The organism is Peribacillus sp. NPDC096622 (genome assembly GCF_044762665.1).
Taxonomy (GTDB): Bacteria; Bacillota; Bacilli; order Bacillales; family DSM-1321; genus Peribacillus; species Peribacillus frigoritolerans_B.
In genome coordinates this window covers 22236-44152 of the sequence record NZ_JBIWES010000011.1, presented here as the reverse complement: position 1 = coordinate 44152, position 21917 = coordinate 22236, and the positions used below count along the sequence as shown (strand labels likewise).

Annotated in this window: 18 protein-coding genes and 1 pseudogene; 9 read left to right on the top strand and 10 right to left on the bottom strand. The window is 40.4% G+C overall.

What is annotated here, in order from left to right:
* Nucleotides 1-418: 418 nt before the first annotated feature.
* Nucleotides 419-954, bottom strand: a pseudogene (locus ACIQYG_RS18685) (HTH domain-containing protein); the annotation flags it as partial.
* Between the two features lie 340 nt (nt 955-1294).
* Here ACIQYG_RS18685 and ACIQYG_RS18680 point away from each other — a divergent pair.
* The 3 genes from ACIQYG_RS18680 to ACIQYG_RS18670 all read left to right on the top strand — a co-directional run bounded on the left by ACIQYG_RS18680 (nt 1295) and on the right by ACIQYG_RS18670 (nt 3767).
* Nucleotides 1295-2035: a TylF/MycF family methyltransferase gene (locus ACIQYG_RS18680; RefSeq protein ID WP_402840827.1), complete on the top strand. Its 741-nt coding sequence runs from the start codon at nt 1295-1297 to the stop codon at nt 2033-2035.
* A 614-nt stretch (nt 2036-2649) separates the two neighbouring features.
* Complete coding sequence (locus ACIQYG_RS18675; protein WP_402840824.1) at nt 2650-3063, top strand: hypothetical protein; 414 nt, start codon at nt 2650-2652, stop codon at nt 3061-3063.
* A gap of 581 nt (nt 3064-3644) precedes the next feature.
* Nucleotides 3645-3767 carry a hypothetical protein gene (locus ACIQYG_RS18670; RefSeq protein ID WP_402840822.1) on the top strand — a complete coding sequence of 41 codons (123 nt, stop codon included), beginning with the start codon at nt 3645-3647 and terminating at the stop codon, nt 3765-3767.
* A 136-nt stretch (nt 3768-3903) separates the two neighbouring features.
* Here the strand turns inward: ACIQYG_RS18670 and ACIQYG_RS18665 are convergent, their stop codons facing one another.
* Nucleotides 3904-6555 carry a hypothetical protein gene (locus ACIQYG_RS18665; protein WP_402840819.1) on the bottom strand — a complete coding sequence of 884 codons (2652 nt, stop codon included), beginning with the start codon at nt 6553-6555 and terminating at the stop codon, nt 3904-3906.
* Nucleotides 6556-6758: 203 nt separating this feature from the next.
* Between ACIQYG_RS18665 and ACIQYG_RS18660 the strand changes: the two genes are divergently transcribed.
* The 5 genes from ACIQYG_RS18660 (at nt 6759) to ACIQYG_RS18640 (ending at nt 12898) form a co-directional block, all read left to right on the top strand.
* A complete protein-coding gene (locus tag ACIQYG_RS18660) occupies nt 6759-6974 on the top strand; it encodes a hypothetical protein (protein WP_402840816.1) in 216 nt (71 codons plus the stop codon).
* 381 nt (nt 6975-7355) lie between these two features.
* A complete protein-coding gene (locus tag ACIQYG_RS18655) occupies nt 7356-8744 on the top strand; it encodes an aminotransferase-like domain-containing protein (protein WP_402840813.1) in 1389 nt (462 codons plus the stop codon).
* A 116-nt stretch (nt 8745-8860) separates the two neighbouring features.
* Nucleotides 8861-10165 carry an MFS transporter gene (locus ACIQYG_RS18650; protein WP_402840811.1) on the top strand — a complete coding sequence of 435 codons (1305 nt, stop codon included), beginning with the start codon at nt 8861-8863 and terminating at the stop codon, nt 10163-10165.
* Between the two features lie 114 nt (nt 10166-10279).
* A complete protein-coding gene (locus tag ACIQYG_RS18645) occupies nt 10280-11482 on the top strand; it encodes an aminotransferase-like domain-containing protein (RefSeq protein WP_402840808.1) in 1203 nt (400 codons plus the stop codon).
* 1008 nt (nt 11483-12490) lie between these two features.
* Nucleotides 12491-12898, top strand: coding sequence for an Hsp20 family protein (locus ACIQYG_RS18640; protein ID WP_402840805.1), 408 nt, complete (start codon nt 12491-12493; stop codon nt 12896-12898).
* A 67-nt stretch (nt 12899-12965) separates the two neighbouring features.
* On the opposite strand, the gene ACIQYG_RS18635 is transcribed toward ACIQYG_RS18640, so the two are convergent.
* The 8 genes from ACIQYG_RS18635 to ACIQYG_RS18600 form a co-directional block, all read right to left on the bottom strand.
* The gene (locus tag ACIQYG_RS18635; protein ID WP_402840802.1) at nt 12966-16097 is read right to left on the bottom strand and encodes an AAA family ATPase; all 3132 of its coding nucleotides are present in this window, start codon (nt 16095-16097) and stop codon (nt 12966-12968) included.
* A complete protein-coding gene (locus tag ACIQYG_RS18630) occupies nt 16097-17239 on the bottom strand; it encodes an exonuclease SbcCD subunit D (RefSeq protein WP_402840800.1) in 1143 nt (380 codons plus the stop codon). Before ACIQYG_RS18630 ends, ACIQYG_RS18635 begins: the two co-directional genes overlap by 1 nt.
* A gap of 162 nt (nt 17240-17401) precedes the next feature.
* Nucleotides 17402-17830: a DUF2621 domain-containing protein gene (locus tag ACIQYG_RS18625; protein ID WP_034312903.1), complete on the bottom strand. Its 429-nt coding sequence runs from the start codon at nt 17828-17830 to the stop codon at nt 17402-17404.
* Between the two features lie 80 nt (nt 17831-17910).
* Nucleotides 17911-18216: a DUF3219 family protein gene (locus ACIQYG_RS18620; RefSeq protein WP_402840796.1), complete on the bottom strand. Its 306-nt coding sequence runs from the start codon at nt 18214-18216 to the stop codon at nt 17911-17913.
* 128 nt (nt 18217-18344) lie between these two features.
* On the bottom strand, nt 18345-18572 hold the full coding sequence (locus ACIQYG_RS18615) for a sulfurtransferase TusA family protein (RefSeq protein WP_048685981.1): 228 nt from the start codon (nt 18570-18572) through the stop codon (nt 18345-18347).
* A gap of 41 nt (nt 18573-18613) precedes the next feature.
* On the bottom strand, nt 18614-19669 hold the full coding sequence (locus ACIQYG_RS18610; RefSeq protein WP_402840793.1) for a YeeE/YedE thiosulfate transporter family protein: 1056 nt from the start codon (nt 19667-19669) through the stop codon (nt 18614-18616).
* A 163-nt stretch (nt 19670-19832) separates the two neighbouring features.
* Nucleotides 19833-20309, bottom strand: a complete 477-nt coding sequence (locus tag ACIQYG_RS18605) for a CcdC family protein (protein WP_305161405.1) — start codon at nt 20307-20309, stop codon at nt 19833-19835.
* Nucleotides 20310-20626: 317 nt separating this feature from the next.
* Nucleotides 20627-21334 (bottom strand): cytochrome c biogenesis protein CcdA, encoded by a 708-nt coding sequence (locus tag ACIQYG_RS18600; protein ID WP_402840790.1) that lies wholly within the window; start codon nt 21332-21334, stop codon nt 20627-20629.
* 246 nt (nt 21335-21580) lie between these two features.
* Between ACIQYG_RS18600 and ACIQYG_RS18595 the strand changes: the two genes are divergently transcribed.
* Entirely contained in the window at nt 21581-21754 is a 174-nt protein-coding gene (locus ACIQYG_RS18595; RefSeq protein WP_402840788.1) for a Spo0E family sporulation regulatory protein-aspartic acid phosphatase, read from the top strand.
* Nucleotides 21755-21917 lie beyond the last annotated feature (163 nt).

Genomic DNA, 21917 nt, shown 5'->3' with positions numbered 1-21917 from the left:
TGGTGTATTAAAAAATTCGAAAAGCCCATCCAGCTAAGGATGGGCTTTTCGAATTTTATTGAAACTTGGCCTACGAGTAAATTATATACTAAATCTATAGCTCAACTTCCATTCCTGTATTTTTAGCTTTTACGGATTCCTATAAAAATACTCGTTAGGACATCATAATTTATCCCAATAATGGTAGGTGTCTCTATAAGGGAGTACTATACTTGGCATTGTTTTGTACTCTCAAACTAAAAAGGCGAAGACTAGAAACTTCTCCTTTTTTAATCCTTTTCACGATAATTGGTTCTTCTCTCTCCCAGCAGTTTCGTTGCTCAGGGTTTGTATGGAGTGCGGCCGTTGTGGTTGAAGTATGACCGAGTTGAGTCATCAACAAATGAATATCTCCTGATTGCTCCATTAAATTAGTCCCACTTCTTGAAACACCGGCTATTTTACATAGGTATTGCACCATATGTTTTAGCTGATATTTTTCTATCACGGAACGAATTAGGATATATTTTTTGAAAGGATGAAGAACTACTTCTTCATCCCCCTTTCTGCAAAACGAATCTTTTTAACAGTTCGTTTTCTGCCTTTAGTAAGTTGATTGGTGCTTCTAAGCGAGCATTTTTCTCCTCTTGGGTAAGTTTTCTTTCTTTTTGGCGCCCTGAATTTCCTGCTTTAGTGTCACATAAACCAATAATCCCGTTCTTCTCGTAAACAGCTTGCCATCTCTTACTCGCTGATTTAATTCTTTCCGTCCCCAAAACCTCTACATCAAACCCAAATTCTTCAAAAATTCCCCTTGCGAACTTGCCTTTCTGTTTTTCCGCTATAAATATTTGCTTAAATTCATCAGTATAAGTAATCCCTTTTGAACTTAGATTTAACATAATTATTAGATGATAGCAGTTTGATTTCTTTCTCTGTAAAAAGCTTTTTACTCATAACCTTCTCCAGTTCCATATTGTGTTTTCTCGTTGTGTTTCTTAATTATACAAAAAATTACCCTATAGAAGACTTTTTTAGGTGTCTACTCTATAGGGTACGGTTTAAATAGAATCCAAAACTTTTTTAATTGCCTATAACATCTCATTATGTTAACTAAAAATGAATGGGATATACAAAATGGAAATTTGTTTTCAATATAGACAAGAATACTTCCCTTTTTATTTGTTTTTCATATATTGATAGAAAGCTTAATAGAAAAAAGTGATATTACTGTGACTTGTTACTACGATTTTTGTTGTAAGAAGAAACACTATGGTTATGTTAGAACTTTATTTTAATTAGAGGGAGTGTAAAAATGTCTAAAAGTTTAGCTATTGATTTATATTTAGAATTACTTAAAAAAACAATTTTGTATGAGATATGGCTTGAACATGAAGGTGTTGACCCTGATATTCGGCGACAAGGTCTTGATTGTCCAGCTATTGCACATAGTATGATTGGAAGACTTCGTATGGAAAATTTACAACAATGTATGACATCTGTGTTGGAGGAAAACATTGAAGGTGATTTTATAGAAACAGGGGTATGGCGAGGTGGAGCTTGTATTTTTATGAGAGGTTTCTTGAAGGTCCATGGAGTGAATGATCGTAAAGTATGGGTCGCTGATTCATTCGAGGGTTTGCCAGTACCAAACATTGAACAATACCCTCAAGACAAGGGAGACCCTCATCATACATTTGATTTTCTACGTGTATCACTCGAAGAAGTACGGGGAAATTTTCAAAAGTATGACTTACTTGATGAGCAGGTCCATTTTTTAAAAGGATGGTTTAAAGATACGTTACCTACTGCTCCCATTGAAAAGATCGCAGTTGCAAGACTTGATGGAGATATGTATTCCTCAACTATGGAAAGTTTGAGAAACCTTTATCCAAAAGTCTCTATAGGTGGATACATTATTATTGATGATTACGGCGCTTTACCAAATTGTGCAGCTGCAGTAACAGATTTTAGAAAAGAATTTAAAATTGATGAACCACTTATAAAAATTGATAATACTGATTTAACTGGTGTTTATTGGAGGAAGATGAAATAACTTCGTTACCAAGGGTGAACTTTATTGCATGGGAATAGTATTCCAAGATTCCAAAGTATTACATGAATACGATATACAAGTCTAGTTAAGCTTTACTGGTATAACTCTATATTGATCGTTATTGTTGTACTTCTTTTGGTAAAACTCGATTATGTCTAAGTGATTGACTCACATTTTTATAGTTCAGCAGCTAACATGGTTTTCGTCTTTTCAAACTAGTATATTTTCAGATTCTATTTAGCTCGAAAAACCGTTGATAACAGACGGAGATCCATTTGCTCTTTTTATTAACTTTCACATCAAAGCGAAATAATATTCTATTAACAAACATCATATTTCCCCACACTCTAATAATTAGAAAGTTAGCCAAAAGAGGCATAAAAAAAAGCGAATCCCTTGGTAATGGGATTCGCTTTTTTCAGTAATAGCATTCTTATTTTTTTGTTTATGCATGATTTTTTACATCGTTAGTCCATCAAAGTTTTCCTCTTCCAACAGTTTCGGGAACTACGCTACTTTAAATAAACCTTGCTAAATTATATTAAAATTGGCTTTAACCCAATCAATTAAAATAAAACTTAATAAAATATAAGGAAATATTAAAAGGAGTTGTTATGATGGCAAATGTTGTAAGTGTTGGGACAAGTGTACCTGGTCCTCAGGTGAGTGGTGCTTTTGATAGAGAGGTCACTACAGCACCAATCTCTCTTGGATTATTTGGTTTAGTTATTCCACAAGGTGAGAATAGGGTAATATTAAATGCTACAGTAGGTGTTAGATCTGCCGTATTAGCCCCAGTATTGATATTTAACATATTTAGAGGTAACCAAATTATTTTTTCTAGTAGAGAAGAAGTACTATTATCAGCAGGACAAGAACAAACGGTTACACTTCATGCAATTGATACGAATGTTCCTGCTACAATCAACGAATCATATTTGTTAACTGTTCAACTAGAAAATGCTGCATCCGCTGCAGATGTTGTTGGACCAGTTAATTTTTCAGGAATATCATATTCTTATCCATAATATTATATAATCACTCCAAAGCTCTAACGCATAGTTTACCGACCTGCCCCTCCCACCCATAGAATCAGTATTGACGGTTCTAATCCATTTTCATTCTCTGTGGTGCAGAACCGATTTTACTGCATGAATGGCTAATAGGTGGTGTTAGTTGAATAAGAGATTGCATAAAACCCCATTTTTTTATACAGTTTCCAGACTTCTTTAGAAGCCAAAAACGTTGATAAATCATAATGTATAAAATCATGCATAATCGATTAAAAATGAAAAAAAGCCAAACTCAGATGTATCAAGGGTTTGGCTTTTTAGCTAACTATTTCATGTAGTTAATCTTTAGTACGCTTAAGGGATTTTTTAAGTAAGTGGCAAGATACCCCTTACAAACGTAGTTTTGGTTGCCTTGATGAACTCTCTTCGAACCCGAATAACAAGCGTAAACTTAGGTTTGTTCTATTCCAATCAAAAATAGGCGGTGGATATCAATTTTTCGAAAATGGGACAACCTATTTTGAAAAATGGTTAAGGTTTATTAAGGAAAACGTATTGCGTTTATATCTAAATTTATGGCACTAGCTGAAGTTACATTGGTTGCTGCTGTAAAAGCAATTCTAATTTCATACGATGTAGTTCCAGTTATAGCAGCAATATTAACATTAGTCGATGCAACTGGAAATCTTGAAGTTGTTGCAGCAGTAACACTTCTTTGAACTGACCGCGTATCCATCAAGACGCCGCTTCGATAAAGTCGCACTTGAAAAGTAAAGTTCGAGTTAGCACTTGTTATAACATCAACCGAAATCGCATAGTCTACTTTTATGCTTTGGCCTATAGTTGTTGGTACATTTAATATACCAATTGACGTTTCTGTACCATTAGTTGTGAGGGGAACTGGACCTGCAACTTCTGTAAAAAATACTTGAGAACCTGCTCCCGTGGCTCCCTGAGGCCCTTGAGGCCCTTGAGGCCCTTGAACGCCTTGAGGTCCTTGAACGCCTTGAGGCCCTTGTTCCCCTTGAGGCCCTTGAACGCCTTGAGGCCCTTGATTCCCCTGAGGCCCTTGAACGCCTTGTGGCCCTTGTTCCCCTTGAGGTCCTTGATCCCCCTGAGGCCCTTGAACGCCTTGAGGCCCTTGTTCCCCTTGAGGCCCTTGTTCCCCTTGAGGTCCTTGATCGCCTTGGGGTCCTTGATCGCCTTGAGGCCCTTGTTCCCCTTGAGGCCCTTGTTCCCCTTGAGGCCCTTGTTCCCCTTGAGGTCCTTGCTCTCCTTGGGGTCCTTGATCGCCTTGAGGTCCTTGATCGCCTTGGGGTCCTTGATCGCCTTGAGGTCCTTGATCGCCTTGGGGTCCTTGATCGCCTTGAGGTCCTTGATCGCCTTGGGGTCCTTGAACGCCTTGAGGTCCTTGATCCCCCTGAGGTCCTTGCTCTCCTTGGGGCCCTTGAACGCCTTGAGGTCCTTGATCGCCTTGAGGTCCTTGATCGCCTTGAGGTCCTTGATCGCCTTGAGGTCCTTGATCCCCCTGAGGTCCTTGCTCTCCTTGGGGTCCTTGATCCCCCTGAGGTCCTTGCTCTCCTTGGGGTCCTTGATCGCCTTGAGGTCCTTGATCGCCTTGAGGTCCTTGATCGCCTTGAGGTCCTTGAACGCCTTGAGGCCCTTGATCGCCTTGAGGTCCTTGAATGCCTTGAGGCCCTTGATTGCTTTGGGGTCCTTGAACGCCTTGAGGGCCTTGTTCCCCTTGAGGGCCTTGCTCTCCTTGGGGTCCTTGAACGCCTTGAGGGCCTTGCTCTCCTTGGGGTCCTTGCTCTCCTTGGGGTCCTTGTTCCCCTTGAGGGCCTTGAACGCCTTGAGGCCCTCGAACGCCTTGAGATCCTTGATCCCCCTGAGGCCCTTGATTCCCTTGAACGCCCTGGGATCCTTGATCCCCCTGAGGTCCTTGATCCCCCTGAAGCCCTTGTTCCCCTTGAGGCCCTTGTACCCCTTGAGGTCCTTGATCGCCTTGAGGTCCTTGATCCCCCTGAGGCCCTTGTTCCCCTTGAGGTCCTTGATCGCCTTGAGGTCCTTGATCGCCTTGGGGTCCTTGAACGCCTTGAGGTCCTTGATCGCCTTGAGGTCCTTGATCGCCTTGAGGTCCTTGATCCCCTTGGGGTCCTTGAACGCCTTGAGGTCCTTGAACGCCTTGATTCCCCTGAGGCCCTTGTTCTCCTTGAGGCCCTTGCTCTCCTTGAGGCCCTTGCTCCCCTTGAGGCCCTTGTTCCCCTTGAGGCCCTTGTACCCCTTGAGGTCCTTGATCGCCTTGAGGTCCTTGATCCCCCTGAGGCCCTTGTTCCCCTTGAGGTCCTTGATCGCCTTGAGGTCCTTGATCGCCTTGGGGTCCTTGATCCCCTTGGGGTCCTTGAACGCCTTGAGGTCCTTGAACGCCTTGATTCCCCTGAGGCCCTTGTTCTCCTTGAGGCCCTTGCTCCCCTTGAGGCCCTTGCTCCCCTTGAGGCCCTTGTTCCCCTTGAGGTCCTTGATCCCCCTGAGGCCCTTGTTCCCCTTGAGATCCTTGATCCCCCTGAGGCCCTTGTTCCCCTTGAGGCCCTTGTTCCCCTTGAGGTCCTTGATCGCCTTGAGGCCCTTGAATGCCTTGAGGTCCTTGATCGCCTTGGGGTCCTTGAACGCCTTGAGGTCCTTGATCGCCTTGAGGTCCTTGATCGCCTTGGGGTCCTTGATCGCCTTGAGGTCCTTGATCGCCTTGAGGTCCTTGAATGCCTTGAGGCCCTTGATTGCTTTGGGGTCCTTGAACGCCTTGAGGTCCTTGATCGCCTTGAGGTCCTTGAATGCCTTGAGGCCCTTGATTGCTTTGGGGTCCTTGAACGCCTTGAGGTCCTTGAACACCTTGAGGCCCTTGAACGCCTTGAGGGCCTTGCTCTCCTTGGGGTCCTTGATCCCCCTGAGGGCCTTGAACGCCTTGAGGCCCTTGAACGCCTTGAGGGCCTTGATTGCCTTGGGGTCCTTGAACGCCTTGAGGGCCTTGCTCTCCTTGGGGTCCTTGATCGCCTTGAGGGCCTTGATCCCCCTGAGGCCCTTGATCGCCTTGAGGTCCTTGCTCTCCTTGGGGTCCTTGAACGCCTTGAGGTCCTTGATCGCCTTGGGGTCCTTGAACGCCTTGAGGTCCTTGATCGCCTTGAGGTCCTTGATCCCCCTGAGGCCCTTGATCGCCTTGAGGTCCTTGATCGCCTTGAGGTCCTTGATCGCCTTGAGGTCCTTGATCGCCTTGAGGTCCTTGATCGCCTTGGGGTCCTTGAACGCCTTGAGGCCCTTGTTCCCCTTGAGGTCCTTGATCCCCCTGAGGCCCTTGTTCCCCTTGGGGTCCTTGAACGCCTTGAGGTCCTTGCTCTCCTTGGGGTCCTTGAACGCCTTGAGGTCCTTGCTCTCCTTGGGGTCCTTGAACGCCTTGAGGTCCCGGTGGTCCTTGGGGCCCTGCTGCTTCAGATCCCAAAAGTTCATCCGATACAAGACGATGAGCTGTTACTAACTGTCCAGAGGCATTTTTCCCCCAAACTGAAATTTCAGTACTTTCTGCTGGACCACTTGTTGTAAAAACGAATTCAAATGCATCAAAGTTGGCAAAATAATCCTTCGTTATCACTTTATTAGGGGCAACGTTGAAAAGTTCAAGGACATACAACGTTCTGGTCCCGTTTAAGTAATATCCCTGTATGAAAACAGTAGAAGAATTTGTTGAATCATTGTTAACGATTTTAACTGTCACTTGTTGGGTGGGTCTGACCCCACCAACCAGACGATTTTCAATCGGTCCGGTTGATAAAATTGCCATTAATCATCCCCTCTTTATCTTAAACTTGATGAATTTACATCCTAATTGGCAGTTAAATATTGTCAGTACAACCGTTTTCACGAAAAAGAGGATCTAAAGTTAGCGTATGTTAGTATTCAAAAAACGGGTATCATTTTTATTTGAATGCAACATTTTATTATGTTGAACACTCAGAATAGGTAATCAGAAGGAGTTGTTATTTGTGTCTAGGAGTGCAGATTATACAATTCAAGGTTTCAATTTTTTCGCCGTGTCCAAGAATCGTCTTCTAGGTTGGAAGGAATTTTAATCGAGCTCTATATTAAAGCTATATTTGGTGTGAATAAATAATATAGTTGTTTATAAAATAAGACCCGATATTATTGCTGGCAATTTAGTCAAAACAATTGCTACTCAGATATTCGTTAAAGGGTTAAGAAAAGTTTAATTGTTTTATAAATGGCACAATCATATAATTGTATGAAAAAGGATGCGTATCATGCCAATTAATTCTTTTGAAAACTATCCGATGAGCTGGAAGCCATCGATTGATAAAAATGAAAAGCCTATTTATCAAGCACTAGCAGGGCAATTGGAACAGGATATTTTAAACGGAGTTTTATTACCTGGAACAAAACTTCCTCCACAGCGAGAACTAGCCGATTATTTAGATTTGAATTTGAGTACCATTTCAAAAGCGTTTAAAGTGTGTGAGTTAAAGGGCTTGTTAAGTGCAACTGTTGGAAGTGGCACATTTGTATCGTATGATGCGTTATCAAATGCGTATTTACTTGAAGATACAAAGCCGAAGCATTTAATTGAAATGGGAGCGACACTACCAGATAATGCTTCTTACGAGCCACTGCTACTTCAACTGAAAAGTATGCTGCAAGAAACAGATATTGAAAAATGGTTTGGTTATGGTCGAGCAGGCGAAAGCCTTTGGCAAAAGGATGCGGCTATAAAGCTAATCCAAAGAGGTGGGTTTGAAACAACAGTTGATCACATTTTATTTGCAAATGGGGGTCAAAATGCGATTGCTGCCACACTGGCGAGTCTTTGTAAGCCTGGGGATCGTATTGGTGTTGATCATCATACTTACCCTGGTTTGAAAACTGTTGCTGCGATGCTTAGTGTGCAGATAGTGCCGATAAAATCAGAGAACTATGAAATGAGTCCAACTGCCTTTGAATATGCGTGTAAAAATGACAATATCAAAGGCAGTTACTTGATCCCGGATTATCATAACCCGACAGCTTCCTTCATGTCTGTTGAAAATCGAAAAATGATTGCAGCAATTGCCAAAAAGTATAAACAGTTCATTATTGAAGATGCATCGTACCATCTTCTCAACAAAAAACCACTTCCAGCAGTCGCATCATTTGCTCCAGAACAGGTCATCTATATTGCAAGTTTATCTAAATCATTAGCACCAGGGTTGCGTCTAGCCTATGTAGCAGTTCCGAGTCAATTCAAGGAGCCAATTTCAAAGGCACTTTATAATTTAAATATAACCGTTTCCCCGTTACTAGCAGAACTTACAGCACGTATGATTGTATCGAATCAATTTGAAGTCTTAATTGAGGGTCATCGGGAACAAACTATTCGCAGAAACCAAGTCGTAAATCGATATTTGGCAGACTATACGTGTTTAGGTGTGGAAACAGGCATCTTTCGTTGGTTGCTATTACCAGGCAAGATTACAGGGGCTGAATTTGAAACGTTAGCTGCACAGCAGGGGGTGCAAGTGTATGCAGCTGAACGTTTTGTAGTCGGAAATAGTTGTCCAGAGAGGGCTGTAAGGGTTTCTGTCTGTGCACCGGAAACGCTTGAAGAGCTTGAGCGAGGATTGATTATCCTGGAACGTTTACTAAACGATTTTACGTAATATTGTTCGCCATACAATTATAATATTGTATGGCTTTTTTACGAGTGTTATGATGATTCAAATCCAGTTGGAGAATTATATTAAATGGAATTAGCTTTCTAGAAAGGAAGGTTGTTATGTTACATAAAGATAGTGTAAAGGAGTTGGACGTCCAATCGGCTTGGTTACAAGGTTACATTGGTTCTTCAGAAAAACAACAACAATTATATAAAAGAACATTAATTGTTGTTGTAATATCCCAAATTTTTGGAGGAGCAGGACTTGCTGCAGGAATAACAGTGGGGGCTCTTATAGCCCAAGACATGCTAGGTACAGATAGTGTTTCGGGAATTCCTACGGCGTTATTTACTTTAGGGTCAGCAGGGGCGGCACTGCTTGTGGGACGTCTTTCTCAGCGGTTTGGACGTCGTTCTGGACTTACGACAGGATTTTTGGCTGGAGGCATCGGCGCCATTGGTGTAGTCATTTCAGCATTAACAAATAGCATTCTACTTTTATTTATATCGCTGCTTATCTATGGGGCTGGATCAGCAACCAACTTACAAGCACGCTACGCAGGAACTGACTTGGCAAACTCAACACAAAGGGCGAAGGCTATTAGTATGGCCATGGTTTCCACCACATTCGGTGCAGTTGCAGGCCCAAACCTGATGGATGTAATGGGTGAATTTGCGGTATCCATAGGAATTCCTTCTTTAGCTGGTCCATTTATATTAGCTGCTGCTGCTTATATACTTGCTGGTTTAGTTCTGTTAATTTTACTTCGTCCTGATCCCTTTATTGTTGCAAAAGCACTATCAGATGCTCAAAGAAAAACCAGTAATTTACCTTTAGAGGGAAATTCTCATACATTATCGGTAAACAGGCGAGGAATTTTTGCAGGAGCATCAGTTATGGTTCTAACTCAATTTGTGATGACGGCAATTATGACGATGACACCCATACATATGGGACACCATGGACATGGTTTGAATGAAGTAGGGCTTGTCATTGGATTTCACATAGGTGCTATGTTTTTTCCTTCATTAGTAACTGGTTTTCTTGTTGATAAAATTGGCCGTTCCGCTATGGCCATAGCTTCTGCCGTTACGCTACTTGCTTCAGGCATTCTAGCTGCTATGGGACCAGCTGATTCGATGGTAGTCCTCATTACAGCACTTGCTTTACTTGGACTTGGCTGGAATTTTGGTTTAATTAGCGGCACAGCAATCCTGGTGGATGCAACTCCACCATCCACTAGGGCTAAAACGCAGGGTTCTGTAGATGTTTGGATTGCTTTGTCAGGAGCATTGGGAGGAGGCTTATCAGGAATCATTGTAGCACATTCTAGTTATGCAACCCTTTCAATTGCTGGTGCTGTGCTTTCATTACTGCTTATTCCATTTGTTATTTGGGCAGGCGTCAATCAGAGTAAGGTATAACCATATTAAAATAACTGAAAATTCAATATTTAACTAGAATAAAGATAGCCTATTAGACTTTTAAATTAATTGTTAAACGTAACCAATTGCAAAAAAAAAAGGGAATGGTTATAGATGAAAAATAAATTTGCGGAGAGAGCTCGTTTAGTAAAATCTTCTGAGACACGTGAAATATTAAAAGTAACGGAAAGACCAGAAGTCATCTCTTTTGCAGGAGGCCTGCCAGCTCCAGAGTTGTTTCCTGTAGAAAATCTTAAGAATGCTTGCAATGCTGTATTGGATGAAGAAGGTGCAGCTTCTCTTCAATATGGTACGACTGAAGGATATATTCCTTTAAGAGAAGCTATTAGTCAAAGAATGAAAGATATTGGGATCAACTCCACTATTGAAAATGTTCTTATCACATCAGGGTCCCAGCAAGCAATCGACCTTACTGGAAGATCATTTATCAATGAGGGAGATACCATTATTTGTGAAAGCCCAACCTATCTTGCAGCAATTAACGTATTCAAGTCATACGATGCCAAATTTGTTGAAGTAGTTATGGATGATGATGGAATGGTTATGGAAGAGCTGGAGAAAAAGCTGCAAAAGCATCCTAACACAAAATTCATCTATACTATTCCAGATTTTCAAAACCCTACAGGTCGCACATTAAAACTCGAAAGACGAAAAAGAATGATTGAGCTTGCAAATCAATATGATGTACTGATTGTAGAGGATAATCCCTATGGGGCCGTAAGATTTGCTGGAGAGGAACTCCCCCCTGTGAAACATTTTGACACAGAGAACAGAGTAATTTATATAAGCACATTCTCTAAGATTTTCACTCCCGGTCTTCGGCTTGGATGGATATGTGCAGACGAATCTTTCATTGAAAAGTATGTTGCTTTTAAACAAACAGCTGACTTACATACGGACAGCCTTGCTCAAAGAATTACAGCTAAGTATTTGGAAATTTACGATATGGAAGAGCACATAAATAAAATCAAAGCAGTATATAAAACAAGATGTATAGAGATGATGCGCAGTATTGAAGAATTTTTCCCAAAGAACTTGTCTTATAGTAAGCCGGAAGGTGGTTTATTTATTTGGGTCGAGCTTCCTGAGGGCATTGATTCAAGGCATATATTTACAGAGTGCTTAAAAAATAATGTTGCTTGTGTTCCTGGTACTCCATTTTTTCCAAATGGTACACAAAAAAATACATTACGTTTAAATTACTCCAATATGTCTAAAGAGAAGATTATTGAAGGGATAAAGCGTATAGGAGAAGTATTACATCGTGAATTGAAAAAAGAATTAACTCTTTTATGATTCAGATCCGATACTCAGTCCGAGGAAGACACACAAATAAACAATGTATCGTGCCATGTTTTATACTTTTAAAGTTTCTGCAGATGCTGTTATCCTAGCACCGCAGCCTCGAATAGTGGCGTGTCAAATTGAATTCTCTCTGTATTGAGTTTAGGAATGAACCTGGAAGTAACAATAAGCTATCTATAAAAACATAAATCTGCTGGAGAAAAAACCATTTTGATAAATTCTTTTTTCAAAATGGATTTTTTTATTATTTTAAAGCTATAGGAGCTCAAAACTGACACGGGCTTGACCGAACCATCTCTAAAATAAACATGTCCTTTCCGTCCAAGCCGCAAAACTGGTTCAATCGATCGGACCACCCGGTAAAGGTCTTAGATACACGCTTTGGGATAATCCGCATTTATCAAGCATTCCTAAAATTGCAGTACCCTGGGAACTTTTAATGAGCCACATTAACGAAAACAGGCTGCCTTTTCCCGAAATCCTTTGGTGAAACGGCTTCTTGGCATAGTTTTTAAATGCTTCTTCCATATCTGTTTGAAGGTAAATAACCCCTTTTGGTTCACCTGTACTTCCTGATGTATAATGCCAAAATGCTTGATCATTAATGTTGCTAAAACAAGGGGCAGGTCTTTATTTTGTCTGCCAGTAAGATCATGGAAAAAATGTTCGTTATCTTCCTTAGGTTCATATACCATCAACCAAAATGACATGCTTTAGAATAGTAATTTATTTTTAACAAGCTTTAGCTTCTCCTACTCTTCACAAGTAGTAACCAACACTTTGGAACGGCTATTATTCAAAAGATACTCATAATCCTTTGTGGGCAAACTACTTTTGGATTCCCTTTAATACCCACACCATCGTTCCTTTGCCTTGGTTGCTTTACATTTTTTTGACCACTTTTCCGAAAACTTTTTATCATCATCATTTTCACTTTTTCAATCACCATTCTTCATGCTCTAACATATAATACCTCAAAGGAAAACCGGGGGTATCAACATGCAAGACAATCAACATGGATCGCAAATGACTGAGGTTGAAAAGTTTGATGAATGGGTAAAAAGTTTTTTTCTGGATCCGGAAACTTGTGCGTTGGATCATCAACTTTTTTCAATTGATATATACGAAAGTGACGATGAGTATATGGTGGAAGCGGTTTTGGAAAACCATGATGTGAAAGATATAAAAGTTTGCCTATGTGATAATGAGCTATCGATCATCGTTGACGATACAGATAAGCATTTACTTGAAAAAAAAGAAGATACACTACCCACACAGAGAAAGATCCCTTTCCCCTTTTCGATTTGCTCACGAAGAATTACCGCTGAATTCTCGAATCCAATATTGGTGATTCGCATCCATAAGTTTTCCCCCGGAAAAACAGCTGAAGATATTAACATTGAGTAGTTCGTTCATAAAAATAAAAAGAATGGCCTAGGGAACCACTTCCCCCTTAGCCATTCTTTTTTCTTGATTATCCAGCAAAATAAAAGGACGTTCGACTTCCATTTTGTGTCGAAATGACTTGAAGCTGTGCATCGATTCTTTCTTTCAATTCCGGGACATGGGAAATTATCCCCACCAATCTCCCAGTGCTTTGTATATCCATTAATGCTTCAATCGCATGATCAAGAGATTCAGGGTCGAGCGTACCGAAACCTTCATCGATGAACATCGTTTCGAGTGAAATTCCGCCAGCATTCTGCTGGACAACATCCGCAAGACCTAAAGCAAGTGCAAGTGATGCCTTAAAGCTCTCGCCTCCCGAAAGGGTTTTGACATGCCTTTCATGCCCTGTATATTGGTCATACACAGATAACTCCAGACCGCTCTGGATATTCCTGCGTGTAGGATCAAGCTTTCGTAACAGCTGATACCTGCCGCTTGTCATTTTCAGCAGTCTTGAATTGGCTTCTTTTAGGATATCATCTAAAAAGGCTGCCAGTACATATCGTTCAAAAGTTATTTTGAACGAATTTTGACCTTTGGAAATCTCAGACAGATGACCGACGATACTGTACCTTTCATCTAAACTTTTCTGATCTTCCCTGATTTGCGCCAATTTCCTTTCGATTTCTTCGTTAGTCCGTTTGTCAGCCTGCAACTCATTCTGTTTTTGGCGTAACGACTCCAATTCTTCATCTATGAAATCGAAAGTCTTTTTCAATCCTTCAAGATCCGGTTTGGTCACATCTTTTAATTTCATTTCCAAATCATGAAACAGACTTAAAACACTTTGCCAATTTTGATTATACTGCTGAACTTGGTCCTCCAAATTTCCAAGAGCCGCTTCCGATATTTTTGCTGCCTTATATTCTTTATAATTGGAAAAACCTTGATTGGTCATATCCGCAATTAACTTTTCCCGCTCCTCTTTCAATTCTGTATTTAAAGCCTCTATATTGCCACTTAGGGATTCTTTTTTTGCAATGATCGCCGATTCTCTTTCCTTCACCAGTTGAAGGTTTTTTTGTGCATCTTCCAAGGCCGATTGTAAGCGTTTCTGTGTATTTACAGCCATTTGATAAGCTGCTTTATATTCTTCCTCTGTCCGTATTCCGTCTGGCAGGGAATCGGTTAATCCTGTTAGTTTTGTAGAGTTTTCAATATACCTGGTTTTCCCTTGGTCCTCTTTTCTCTCTAAAGAGATCAGATTTTCCTTTAACTGGGATGCTTTCTCTTTTAAATCCAGCAACCTTTTTTCCAGATCATTGAATACAGACTTTTTCCGCATCAATTCTTTTAGCTGCTCTTGCAGCACTTTTCCTTTTTGTACAAACTGCAGCAAATGCTCATCAATATCTTCATTCCTAAACTCCGGCATGTCATTTTGTAAGTCACTAAGCTTTTCTTGTGAAGACTCTAACAATGCATCATATTTGGATTTCGCTTGATAATATTCACTTTCCGCTTGGCTTTTTTGTTGTTCCGCCATTTTCAGCTTGTTTTCTTGCTCTTTCAATTCCAAATCCGTCGGCATATGCTCATGCATTTGCGCTGGTTTTGGATGACTTTGAGAACCGCATACAGGACAATTTTCTCCAGAGTGCAGCATGGAAGCAAGCATACCAGCTTGGCCTGATCGCCAGTTTCGGTTCAGGGTTTCCAGTTTTTCCTTCTCCTGAATTTGTATTCTTTGTAACTCCTGGAACCGATTATTCTTTTCATCCAGAACTCGTTTCGTATTCTGGATTTCAAAAAGAACTTCTTGAAGCTTTTGAATTTTCGATAAAGCTGAATTATTTCTTTCTGCTTCAATTTCCTGATCACGATAAAGAACAGCCGCTTTTTCCGCTTCTGTTTTTTCTTGAGCGACTTTCTCAGCTTCCGCTTCGATCGACAGATGTTCCGAAACAGTTTTTTCACGAAGTCGTTTACAAGTTTGCCACTCTTTTTCATCTAAGGTAACTTGTGCTTTTAGGCTTGTAAAAGTCATGACAGCCTCTTTTACCTGTTCAAGCTGATGAACAGTTCGGACTGCCTGCTCCCTTTCATTTTCCTTCAACATTTCCTTATCATAGGAATCCTGCTTCTCCATGCGTTCAGTTCGTAACTTCTCGGACTGCTCACTTAACTTTTGAAGTTCGGCATTCGCATCTTGCACTTGTTTGCCAATTCGTAAATAGTATTGTTCCTGCTTTTCTAGTGAAGCCGCTTTGTGTGCCATTTTTATTTGGACTTTCACTAATTCCATTTCTGGCAGCTTTGCTTCAAGGGCCTCCTTTTCTTTTCGCAGTTTTTCTTTTTCCGAAAATCGATTTAATAAATCGACAGCTTTTGAAAGCTCTTGATTTACTTGATCACGAGCTTTTTGCTTTTCCTGTATTTGTTTATTTATATCCTCGTTTTTTTCTGTTGCTTGCAAAATGACTTCCTCTAACAATGGCAAGATCTGCTGTTCATTAGGCTCTTCCCCTTGTAATTGCGCCTGCAGCTCTTCATGATTGCCAGGATGGATGCCTTTCATTAATTCAATTCGCCGCTGAGCACTTTTTTCGCTTTGCCTTCTTAGGATGGAAGCCTCTTCTTTTAATTTTTCTTCTATTCGTTTATAAAGTTCAGTATGAAATAATTTCTGGAGAATCTGTTCTTTATCCTTACTGTCGGAAGTTAACAGTTTTCGGAATTCATTTTGTGGAATCATCAGGATTTGCCGGAATTGGTTCGCATCAAGTCCAATGAGTACTTTTATTTTTTCTTCAACTTCCCGTACATTTGCACCCAGCAATTTTTTTCCTTCGGCCAATATCTCATATAATTCTGCCTTTGCTCCAACCGTTGTTGTTCCTTCACCTGCTTTTTTCTTCCGTTCCTGCTGCGGTGACCGGGTCACCAAATACTTTTTTCCCCGCAGGGTAAATTGTAACGAGACTTCCGTCAACATATCATCTTCGGCAAACTGACTTCGCAAATCTTGCCCGCTTCGATCTTCGCCGCTCGCTTTTCCATATATCGCAAAACTAATCCCATCAAATATCGTTGTTTTCCCTGCGCCTGTCTTTCCAGAAATGACAAACATGGTCCGTTCTCCAAGGGAATTAAAGTCAATGGTTTCCCTTCCTGCATATGGTCCGAATGCCTGCATCGTTAAAATATCCGGTCTCATTACAAAGCCTCCTCTTTCTTAACGGCTTCAATTACCGAAACCATCAAATCCAGCTTTTGTGAATCAAAATCCCTATCTGTCATTTCTTGATAAAACGTTTCAAACAGGTCCAATTCTGATTTCCGTTCATCTTTTACAGAAGTGAAGGAATTTTTTCTCCTAAGGTCGGTCAAATCCCATTTTCGCTCCAGATGAAGTACGTTCGGATAAATCTGACGCAAGCGGTTAATAGGATCGATGAGTGCACCCTCATCATTTAGTGTTATTTTCAAATAGTCATCCCTTTTTTGCGATTGATAGAAAGCGGGATCAAGCAACTCTTCCATAACCCCGGATATTTCCCTCATATCGAATTTGGGTGTCAAAGAACGATAGCGTATATTAAAGCTTCCATCTTCTTGCATATCGACGATGGAAAGAGATTTATTCTGCTTGGCCTCGGAAAAAGAATATTTTAATAGTGACCCAGAGTAAAACACCTTAGGATGACGTATCGCGTCTGGACTATGTAAATGCCCAAGTGCCGTATAATCGAACGCATTGAATAAGTCGGATGAAACACAGCCGGAACCACCTACCGACAAGACCCTTTCCGAATCACTCGTTTTTCCGCCTAATACAAAAGCATGTCCTACAAAGACATTCGGCTCATCCATATTGAAATTCTCGGCTATCGTTCCGGTTATCCGTTTCATCGCTTCTTGATGGGAATGGATACTATCATCTTCAAAAAGATGGCGGACCGTCCCAGGTTCCGCATATGGAACGCAATAAAAGTTCACGCCCTTGATGCGAACCGGCTCACATGCTTTTGTCAATTTCCCATGAATGTATAACTGACTATGACGATACCATGATGAACCGAATGCGAGTCTTTCCGCAGAATCATGGTTTCCCGATATCGCAACGATCGGTGTATTCATTTTCACATTAATCGTATAAAGGATTTCATCAAGAAGCTCCACCGCTTCAGTCGGCGGAACGGAACGATCATATAGATCACCGGCAATCACGACCGCATCCGGTTTTTCCTCTTCGACAATTTCTATGAATTGCAAGAGTGCATGCCTTTGGTCATCTGTCATATGTACCCCGTGCACGATTTTACCTAAATGCCAATCGGCCGTATGGATAAATTTCATAGTTTCACTCCGTCCTAATTTTTACTTACTATTATTATATCAAAAATTTAACGAATAGCATGGTTTGGGTACAAACGTTCTAATTTTTACCACACTGCTCCATTCTTTTGTATGATTCAAAATGAAAAAAGCATACTCCAATAGAGTATGCTTTTTTCATCATTAGCTGAATAAGTGTTCATATGGACCCATATTCACCTTTCTTTCAGCTAATTTTTTTTGCAAAAATTTATGGTCTCGCTTTGGTGTGGCAATGATATAGCCGCGTATCACTAAATCTTCCGTAATATCGCCCGCTTTTTCCTTTAGCGCCAACTCCCCGATTTTCCCCGCGATTTTATGACGTGCAACATCACGAAAAAGTTCTGGCACAGGACTCACTAAATCTTCCAGTAATTCCTTTTGCTGCTTTGACCATAAGTGCTTTGTTTGGTCCAAATAGTATTCTTCCCAATCCATATCGGATTTCCCATCTTCTTTGGGAAATCTTTTCAGGAACTTTCGAAACATGAAAAAGCCACCTATGCTCATCAATATAATTAAAAGGGCTACCCAAAATAGAATGAACCATAAAAACCATCCGCTAAGCAAAGTACCACCTCATATGTATAGAATGATCGTCACTATTATTATAGACAGTAACCCATATCTTTACAAGACTGGCAATGCAATCATTCTTGACCGTTCACTTCCAGCAAGACGAGCGAAAAATCCCCCACCGCATTTTCTTCATATAAATTCGTGACAGAAGTTGCATAGTTAAAGATCTCAGCTCTAAACTCCTCGTTTGACTGCGGAATCTTTAAATCAAATACCATTTGATATAGCAGTGTAGTAATATCATGATATTCACTATGTGTGACCTTGAAATTGAAACTGACTTTTCTGATTTCCTTACCTTCAGAATCCTTTACATTTTCAGAAAGAAAATCAGTAACATGCAGTGGAACATCGTTTAAAATAACCTCATCTACCATTATCAACATCTCCTTAATAAAGTGGTTAAAGACATGTTATCACTAGAAACTTTCAGCGCCAAACATTCAGCCTTGTAAAATAAAAAACGTGCACAGGAAACCCGAGCACGTTTTTTATTCCAATCAAATTACTTTCCCTTTTTCACGATTATACGCCATTTAGCGTCATCGATTTGCTCAAACTCCGTGATTTCATGACCTTCGGTAGCAGCCCAACGGGGAATGCTTTCCGTTGCTTGTGTGCAATCGAAATTAATGATCAATTCCTCTCCTTTTGCCATGTCCACTATCGCTTCTTTTGCTTCCACTAAAGGGAATGGACATACCATTCCAGTCGTTTCCAATACTTTTGCCATTTATATTCCACTCCTTGATCATAAAATTATTGGCCCGTGTCTTAAGCCGCTTTGGATGCAGCCGCTGCCTGCTTTTGCTTGCGGATGATCGTGAAATAAGTTGCTACCCACGTACCAAGCAAGAAAAAGACAATCGCGATCCAACCTTGCCAGGCAAATAGCGCCGAGTTCACCAGACCATTTCCGATTGTGCATCCCCCGGCAACACTTGCACCGAATCCCATGGTTACACCGCCAATCGCATTGTTACGTAACGTTTTCATATCAGGCAAACGCCAACGGAATTCCCCGCTCCCTTTGGCTGCAATGAAAGCACCAAGGAAAATGCCCAATACCAAAAACGTCCCCCAATCGATTAACGCATTATCTCCTGTTATAAGGAAAGTTAAAATGTTCGCGGAAGGTGCTGTAATTCCAAGTCCGAACATCCGGCCTGTCATGGCACTTAGCGGCCATGCCACGATTGCAATAATGCCAACCAATAATGCTGTAACAAAAGGATGCCAACGTTTCTCGAATAAGATGTGGGCCAATCCCGTTTTTTTCGGTTTCATTTTAAAAATTGGCAGTTTCGGTTTTCTCAATTCACGAATCACCAATATGCCAACCAAGAGTGTCACGATAATCACAAGCACCCAAGGCGAAACATTTAACGTTTCATGAATATACGTATCATTTGTACGATAAGATAACAGATTATCTCCCGCCACTTTCCATACACCATATTTCGTCATTGCTGCCCCTAACATATATCCAAAAAGGGCAACCCAACTTCCGATCATGCCCTCTCCGGCACGATACCATGTTCCAGTGGCGCAACCTCCTGCCAGAACCATACCAATACCAAAAATAAAGCCACCCACAATTGTTCCCAACCATGGAAAACCATCATTTCCAAACTGAATGACCCCTGTATCATTCAATGCATAAACACCAATACTCTGTATCGCTATAACAACAAATGTAGCCAAAAACATCCGTCCATCTTTAGCTAAAATCAAATCTCGATATGCACCAACAACACAGAAACGGCCTCTTTGAAGCACAAATCCCAGCAGTAAACCACAAATAATCCCGAACACAATCATTTGTAACATGTACCGTTTCCTCCTTAGTAAAATAATAATACTAATATAATATAATCCGGATGAAATTACTAGGTTTTTATATTGATTTTTTTCTCATGAAAAGTTTCCGGGCAAATGAAAAACCCGAGTCATTATGAATAATGACTCAGGTTTTTTAAATATCATCTGATTATCACACCATACTGCTTCCACCAAAACTTGCTGCTTTAACTTTCTTATATTGGTAAAGCATGGCAATTCTCCACGGAACGATCATCGCAAAAGCAAGCAAGAAAAACATTCCGCTCAATACACCTATTTCAATCGTGCTTCCCAGCATCAGTTTTGCCACCAGTCGAATCACCATGAGACCAATCAATATGAATATGAACGCTTTAGAGCGCAGAATATAAATTTTTTCATCTCTTACTTCAAATTTAGATGTTTTAATCAATAAGATGGAAAATAACATCCCTGCAACAAGAGCCTCCAACAATTCGTATCGAGTGACCCTAAACATCGGGAAAATAAACATCAAGGCACCCGTACTCATAAACAGCGGCGGTAAAATGATCTTCTTTTCATTCACTGGTTTTTTCGTTTCCTTCATCCGTAATATGAAAACACCTATAGCCATCACAATCGCTATACCTGTTGATATATAAATCATCTCTTAACCATCCCTTTAAACTAAAAATAGGTAAGTACCATTAAAAATTATATATGACTTCAATTTATAAACAAAGTATATATTACCTATTTGAGATAAACAAGGAGGTGTTATTAATTAAGCTCGCTTTTGATGCTTCCAATACCCCGCCATTGACAAAAGGCTTGACGATTAAACCTTGCGCCCCGGCTTCCATAGCCTTCGTCGACCATTTTATTTGTGACTGACCTTATACCCAAAGTCAACGAAATTGACACCATATCACCTAATAGCAGGCAATCAACTAGAATTTTATTGAAAAAATAACTTATTATGGACTAAAAACCTGTGAAGCCACCGAATAGTCTAGACAGGACTGCAATTATTTTGGTCATCCAATCAAAAAACAAAATCACACCCATTACAATCATCAAGTATCCGCCAATCTTCATGATGTATTGGCTGTACTTTTTGATCCATTTCAATTTTCCGACAAAGAAGGATAATATGAAGAACGGTATGGCAAATCCTAAAATATAGGCAGTCATATAGCTCATGGCAGCACTAGGATTAGTAGCACCCAATGAAATGACAGCACCTAACAGCGGACCTGCACAAGGGGTCCATCCAGCGGCAAAGGCAAGTCCAATAAGAATGGAACCTATATATCCGCTAGGTCGGTTCTTGAATTCAAAACGACTGTCTTTCATCAGAGATTTCGGCTGAAAGATTCCTACAATGAATAAGCCAAAAATGATAATCAGGATGGCACCAATCTGACGAATTAATTCTTTGTAATCCGAGAAAAAAGAACCTAGGTATGATGTGCTAAAACCTATTGCAATAAAAACCAGGGAAAACCCAAGAAGAAAGAATAAAGTATGCAGCATGCTCCTTCTTTGGAGCATGGCGTTCTCGGATTTGATTTCGCCAACACTCATTCCAGTGATATAAGATAAAAAGGCCGGATATAGCGGTAAGCAGCATGGCGAAATAAAACTCAGGAATCCCGCCCCAAAAGCTAAAAACATATTAATATCATTCAAATAAGCTCACTCCTATGTATGTCAACCTATAAACATTGTAACAAATAAGATAAAAAAATACATTTATGGAACTGTGAATATTTCATGACAACCAATTGCTTATAACTGGAAGGGCGACGGGCTAAGTTAACTTATTTGAATTCATTAGTCCAAGCCGATATAATTGTTATATTCATACAGATTTTACAACGAACACATAAATTAAGGGTACCTTGTAATAAACGTTGGGGCCAGAAAGGAAATATAATGGCTAAAAAGAATGAATTTCTCGAACAGATTGAATTAAAGAGAAATGAACTTATCAAAATTGTCGCTAAAGATGGTTTAAACTCGCATGTTGCCGTTGAATATAGCCAGCAACTTGATCAATTATTAAATAAATATAATGAACTTTTTTATAAAACCGGTACAAATCTTTAATCCAGTACATCTCCCATTGATAACCACATAAGTTATTATATGATTTATTTCGCTGTCACTTTCCCCTTTTTACATTATTTCTCAATTAGGATACTTAGGCATGACCATATAAAAAAACAGGCAACCGCCATGGGCACTGCCTGTTTTCCTGTTTTTCCATTTA